The 4,956-nt window shown below is 72.3% G+C and carries 8 protein-coding genes; 4 read left to right on the top strand and 4 right to left on the bottom strand.

Going from position 1 to position 4,956, the window contains the following annotated elements; all coding sequences use genetic code 11:
• Positions 1-281: 281 nt before the first annotated feature.
• Positions 282-449, bottom strand: coding sequence for a DUF3117 domain-containing protein (locus EYA84_RS26170; protein WP_013283866.1), 168 nt, complete (start codon positions 447-449; stop codon positions 282-284).
• A gap of 191 nt (positions 450-640) precedes the next feature.
• Here EYA84_RS26170 and EYA84_RS26165 point away from each other — a divergent pair, with 191 nt between their 5' ends.
• Both EYA84_RS26165 and EYA84_RS26160 read left to right on the top strand, forming a co-directional pair.
• Positions 641-1,465: a PaaX family transcriptional regulator C-terminal domain-containing protein gene (locus tag EYA84_RS26165; RefSeq protein WP_131056292.1), complete on the top strand. Its 825-nt coding sequence runs from the start codon at positions 641-643 to the stop codon at positions 1,463-1,465.
• Positions 1,462-2,253, top strand: coding sequence for an enoyl-CoA hydratase/isomerase family protein (locus EYA84_RS26160; protein WP_131056290.1), 792 nt, complete (start codon positions 1,462-1,464; stop codon positions 2,251-2,253). The genes EYA84_RS26165 and EYA84_RS26160 overlap by 4 nt, the downstream gene beginning before the upstream one ends.
• A gap of 10 nt (positions 2,254-2,263) precedes the next feature.
• On the opposite strand, the gene EYA84_RS26155 is transcribed toward EYA84_RS26160, so the two are convergent.
• The gene (locus tag EYA84_RS26155; RefSeq protein ID WP_131056288.1) at positions 2,264-2,887 is read right to left on the bottom strand and encodes a hypothetical protein; all 624 of its coding nucleotides are present in this window, start codon (positions 2,885-2,887) and stop codon (positions 2,264-2,266) included.
• 4 nt (positions 2,888-2,891) lie between these two features.
• Positions 2,892-3,482: a DNA-3-methyladenine glycosylase I gene (locus EYA84_RS26150; RefSeq protein WP_131056286.1), complete on the bottom strand. Its 591-nt coding sequence runs from the start codon at positions 3,480-3,482 to the stop codon at positions 2,892-2,894.
• Positions 3,483-3,590: 108 nt separating this feature from the next.
• Here EYA84_RS26150 and EYA84_RS26145 point away from each other — a divergent pair, with 108 nt between their 5' ends.
• A complete protein-coding gene (locus tag EYA84_RS26145) occupies positions 3,591-3,839 on the top strand; it encodes a type II toxin-antitoxin system Phd/YefM family antitoxin (RefSeq protein WP_131056284.1) in 249 nt (82 codons plus the stop codon).
• Entirely contained in the window at positions 3,836-4,219 is a 384-nt protein-coding gene (locus EYA84_RS26140) for a PIN domain-containing protein (RefSeq protein ID WP_131056282.1), read from the top strand. Before EYA84_RS26145 ends, EYA84_RS26140 begins: the two co-directional genes overlap by 4 nt.
• 127 nt (positions 4,220-4,346) lie before the next feature.
• Here the strand turns inward: EYA84_RS26140 and EYA84_RS26135 are convergent, their stop codons facing one another.
• Positions 4,347-4,844 carry an SRPBCC family protein gene (locus EYA84_RS26135; protein ID WP_131056280.1) on the bottom strand — a complete coding sequence of 166 codons (498 nt, stop codon included), beginning with the start codon at positions 4,842-4,844 and terminating at the stop codon, positions 4,347-4,349.
• Positions 4,845-4,956 lie beyond the last annotated feature (112 nt).

The raw sequence follows: 4,956 nt of genomic DNA, 5'->3' as shown, positions 1-4,956 counted from the left end.
CCTCGTCGGCGATCCCCGTGGGCAGCGTCGCCCCGGCGGGCACCGGCTCGGCCGACGTGGCGTCGCCGGGAGCGGGTCGGACGGGCAGGACCAGGACGTCGAGCCGGTCCGGCTCGGCGGTCAGACGGATGGCGAGCACGCGGAGCCGTACCTCCTGAGGACGATCGCGGGGCGGCTGCCCGGCGAGATGGTGTGAAGGCCCTGAGCCACCGGCTCAGCCGGTGGCTCAGGGTGTGACGAACCGTCCGCGGCGGCGAGCGTCGCCGACGCACCGGCCTCTTTCAGCCGGCGGCCGCCTTCAACGCGTCACCGAGCGCCGTCGCCTCGTCGGGAGTCATCTCGACGACGAGCCGGCCACCGCCCTCCAGCGGGACCCGCATGACGATGCCCCGGCCCTCCTTGGTGACTTCCAGCGGACCGTCGCCCGTCCGCGGCTTCATCGCCGCCATGTTGTCTCCCCTCAGACCTACACCAGGGTCGGTGGGTTGCCCCACAGCCACTTCGCCATGACCACCCGCGATGTGCACGGGAGGTGTCGACCAACGATTTTCCCTGATGAACACCGCCGGACCCAAACCGAAGCAGCATTGATGTAACAGCATCTAGCTTATCGCGAGATGGCCTGTCACAATGTGCGGTCATGCAGGCACGGTCGGCACTCTTCGACCTGTACGGCGACCACCTCCGGCCTCGGGGCGGCCGCGCACCCGTTGCCGCCCTGGTAAAGCTGCTGGCGCCGCTCGGGATCGCCCCACCCGCCGTACGGACGGCGGTCTCCCGCATGGTCCGTCAAGGCTGGCTCGAACCGGTCAAACTGACCTCCGGTCCGGGCTATTCGATCACACCCAAGGCGGCCCGACGACTGGACGAGGCGGCCTCCCGGATCTACCGCACCGGTCGGGTCACCTGGGACGGGCGGTTCGACCTGCTCGTGCTCGACGCGCCGACGGCCCGACGCGACCGCCAACGCCTCGCCGCCAACCTGCGGTACCTCGGCTACGGCACGCTCGACGAGCAGACCTGGGTGGCCACCCGTCCGGCCGAGGACGTCGACCTGCTGCTCAGCGAGGCGGGCGTCCGGTTCGAGCGGTTCAGCGCGGCGCACGCCGCCGGGACGCCGGGCGCGATGGGCCTGGTCCGTCGGGCCTGGGACCTCGCCGAGATCGGCCGGGCGTACGAGCAGTTCGTCACCGAGCAGCGCGCCCTGCTGAGCGGAGTCTCCGCACGTAGCGGCGACGAGGAGGCGTACGCGGCCCGGTTCCGGCTGGTGCACGCGTGGCGTACCTTCCTGTTCCGGGACCCGCAGCTGCCACCGGCGCTGCTCCCCGAACGCTGGCCCGGCACCGCCGCGGCCGGCTTCTTCGACCGGCACGCGGCCCGGCTCCGGCCGGCCGCCGACCGGTACGTCGAACAGTGCCTCGACGGAGGACACCGGATCGCCCGACAGAAGGGTCGCCACACGTGACAGAGCCGCTACTCGTCGACCGCACCGACGCCGTCGCCACGCTCACCCTGAACCGCCCGACGGCGATGAACGCGCTCGACGTGGCGCTCAAGGAGGCGCTCCGGGACACGCTCGCCGAGCTGGAGGCCGACCGCAGCATCCGGGCGGTGGTGCTCGCCGGGGCCGGCGGGAACTTCTGTGCCGGCCAGGACCTGCGCGAGCACGTGACCACCCTCGAAGAGGGCGCGGGGCGGCCGTTGGACACCGTGGCGGTGCACTACAACCCGATCGCCGCCCGGCTCGCCAACTTGACCAAGCCGGTCGTGGCAGCGGTACGCGGCATGGCTGCCGGCGCGGGCGCCTCGCTGACGTTCCTCGCCGACTTCCGTGTCGGCGGGCCGTCGACCAGCTTCCTGATGGCGTTCGCCAAGGTCGGGCTCGCCGCCGACACCGGCGCGTCCTGGACGCTGCCCCGGCTGGTCGGCCACGCCAAGGCCGTCGAGCTGCTGATGCTGGCCGAGCCGGTACGCGCCGACGAGGCAGCCCGGCTGGGCCTGCTCACCCGGCTGCTGGACGACGACGAGCAGGTGCTCCCCACCGCCCAGGAACTCGCCACCCGGCTCGCCGCCGGCCCGACCGTGGCCTACGCGGCGATCAAGCGCCAACTCTCCGTCGCCGACGCCGGCACCCTGACCGACGCGCTGGCCGCCGAGGCGAAGGCGCAGGCGATCTGCGGCGGCACCGCCGACCACCGGGCGGCCACCGTGGCCTTCGTCAACAAGCAGAAGCCGGTCTTCGAGGGACGCTGACCCGAGCGGGTCAGTCGTCCTCCTCCGGGTCCTGGTTCGCCTCGGCACCGAGCACGAAGGCCTGCATGGCCAACTCGTCACCGGAGGGCGAGACGAAGGCGGGCAGCTCCCGGGGGCCCAGCTCCTGCACGTACGCCCAGAACAGCCGGACCGCCTCGGCCGGCGAGTCCGCCTCGATCGGCAGGTCCAGGCTGACCAGCCAGGTCTGCCGCTGCGGCGCCGGGCCGAGCCGGTCGGCCAACTCGCGGAACGTGACCGGGTCGAGCGCGGTGACCGGCCCGTCGAGGGCCAGCGTCTCCGCCGGCACCGGCTCGTCGAAGGCCCGCCGGGTGTACGTGACCACCAGCGCGTCGGGCCCCCGGTCGGACTGCGGGTCCTCCGGGTCGTCGGGAACGGGACCGGTCGGCACCGCGACCCGACCCAGCGCCACCAGCCGGGGCGGCTCGTCGGCCAGCACCGCGACCTGGTCGCCCGGGCCGGGCAGGAGGCGGTCGTCCAGGCCGGTCAGCTCCAGCGTGTCGTGGTGCACGAGGCGCTCGGCGTCGTACCTGCCGGGCGGCAGCAGCACCGCCCAGGCTCCGGGGCCCTCCGCGTGGCTCGCGCCGCTGCGCCGGTGCGCGGTGTCGGTCGTCATGTCCTCATCTCATCACGTTCGCCCGGGTCGCCACGACGTGGCAGCCCGCCAGGTGATCGTCGACCATTCCGGTGGCCTGCATCAGCGCGTACGCCGTGGTCGGGCCGACGAACCGGAAGCCCCGCCGCTTGAGCGCCTTGGCCATGGCGGCGGAGGCGTCGGTCGACGCCGGCACCCCGGTCGACGCGGTGGGACGGTCCCGGTCGGCGGCCGGCGCAAACGACCAGAGCAGCGCGGACAACCCCTCCGGCAGCTCCAGCGCGGCCCGCGCGTTCGCGATCGCTGCCTCGATCTTGGCGCGGTTGCGGACGATGCCCGCGTCGGCCAACAGCCTCGCCACGTCGGCCTCGCCGTACCCGGCGACCGCCTCGATCCGGAAGTCGTCGAAGGCCGTCCGGAACGCCGGACGCTTCCGCAGGATCGTCAACCAGGACAGCCCGGACTGGAACGCCTCCAGCGTCATCCGTTCGAAGAGCGCATCGTCGCCACGCAGCGGGCGACCCCACTCGGTGTCGTGGTAGACCGCGTAGTCGGGCGTACTCGCCCCCCAGGCGCAGCGGGCCAGCCCGTCGGCACCGATCACCAGTTCAGTCACGGCCCCGAGGCTACGTCGCGGGTGTGACCGTCGCGGCCCGGAGGATCGGCCGCAGCGAGGTACTGATTGACCCTCGGGAGCAGGTAGCACATGTGCTACAGTGCCCGTATGCATGAGGTCGGGCTGCGGGAGATGCGGCAGAACGCCAGCGACCTGGTGCGTCGGGCGCAGGCGGGCGAACGTGTGACGATCACCGTCGCTGGCCGACCGGCAGCCGTGCTCGGCCCGGTCAGTCCTCGCACCTGGCGCGAGTGGGACGACCTCGCCGGCGTGTTCGACCAGCCCACGGACCCAGGGTGGGCGGGCGATCGGGACCTGCTCGACGACGCCATCACCGATCCATGGGTCGAGCGGTGAGTCGCGGCATCCTCGACACCAGCATCCTCATCGCCACCGACGTGACCCCGATTCCCGGCGAGCTGGCCATCAGCATCGCCAGCCTCGCCGAACTCCAGTTCGGTGTCCTGGTCGCGAAGACCGCCGAGGCGAGGGCGCTCCGGTTGGCACGGTTGAGTGCCATCCAACGTCGATTTGATCCACTTCCCATCGACGAAGTGATCGCCGATAGCTACGCGCGGCTGGCCGCACGTGTCGTCGAGACCGGCCGCCAGCCGCGAGCGAGGGCGATGAACCTGCTCATCGCGGCAACTGCACACGCCCATGACGCCGCCGTGTACACCCGCAACGCCGAGGATCTCGCAGGGCTCGAAGACCTCATCACGATCCACACGATCTGATCCACACGCCGCCCACTGACGAGGAAGCTCGTGGTGCTCGCGGGTCTGCCCAAAACGGAACAGATCGAGCGCCCACCCCTCCGCCGGACACCGTGAGGCGGCTCAGCGTTCGGCGGGATGCACCGGGTCAGGGTATGCGGCCCTGCTCGACCTGACGGGCGAACCTGCGCAGCGCCTGGGTGAGGCTGAACTTCGAGCCGGGCCAGAGCACCGGCCAGGCCGCCCGACCGGCGGTGCCGCCGGGCAGGTGGAACCACTCGTGCCAGATCACCTGGGTCCGCCCGCCCGCCAACGGGGTGCAGCGCAGCACGCCGGGACCGCGCAGCAGGGTGCCGCAGTGCACCACGCCGATCTCGTACGGCGCGTCCACCCGGACGACCCGCATCTTGTCCCGCAGCACCGCCGGGCCGAGCGCGGTGACCGCCTCGACCAGGCTGCCCTCGCCGCCGTCGCCCTCGACCACCCGTACGCGGGTGAACGGGATCCAGTCGGACTGCCGTTCCCAGGCGAGCAGGGCCGCGAAGACCTTCTCGGCCGGGGCGTCGACGATCACGGTCGCGGTGACCTCACCTGCGCCCGGCTGGGCCGCCTGGCGCAGATCGTCCTGCCCCTCCGGATCGCTCACGCCGACTCCGAGCGGACCACGGGTCCGCGTGGCTCGGATTCCGGCGCGTCGTCGTCCGACGTGCGGCCCTCTGCCTCGACCGACGACGCGCCCTCTGTCTCTTATACACACT

The organism is Verrucosispora sp. SN26_14.1, from assembly GCF_004307965.1.
In the GTDB taxonomy this organism is placed as follows: Bacteria; Actinomycetota; Actinomycetes; order Mycobacteriales; family Micromonosporaceae; genus Micromonospora.
The sequence above is the reverse complement of the archived record's forward strand: the minus strand, read 5'-3'. Positions and strand labels throughout refer to the sequence as shown.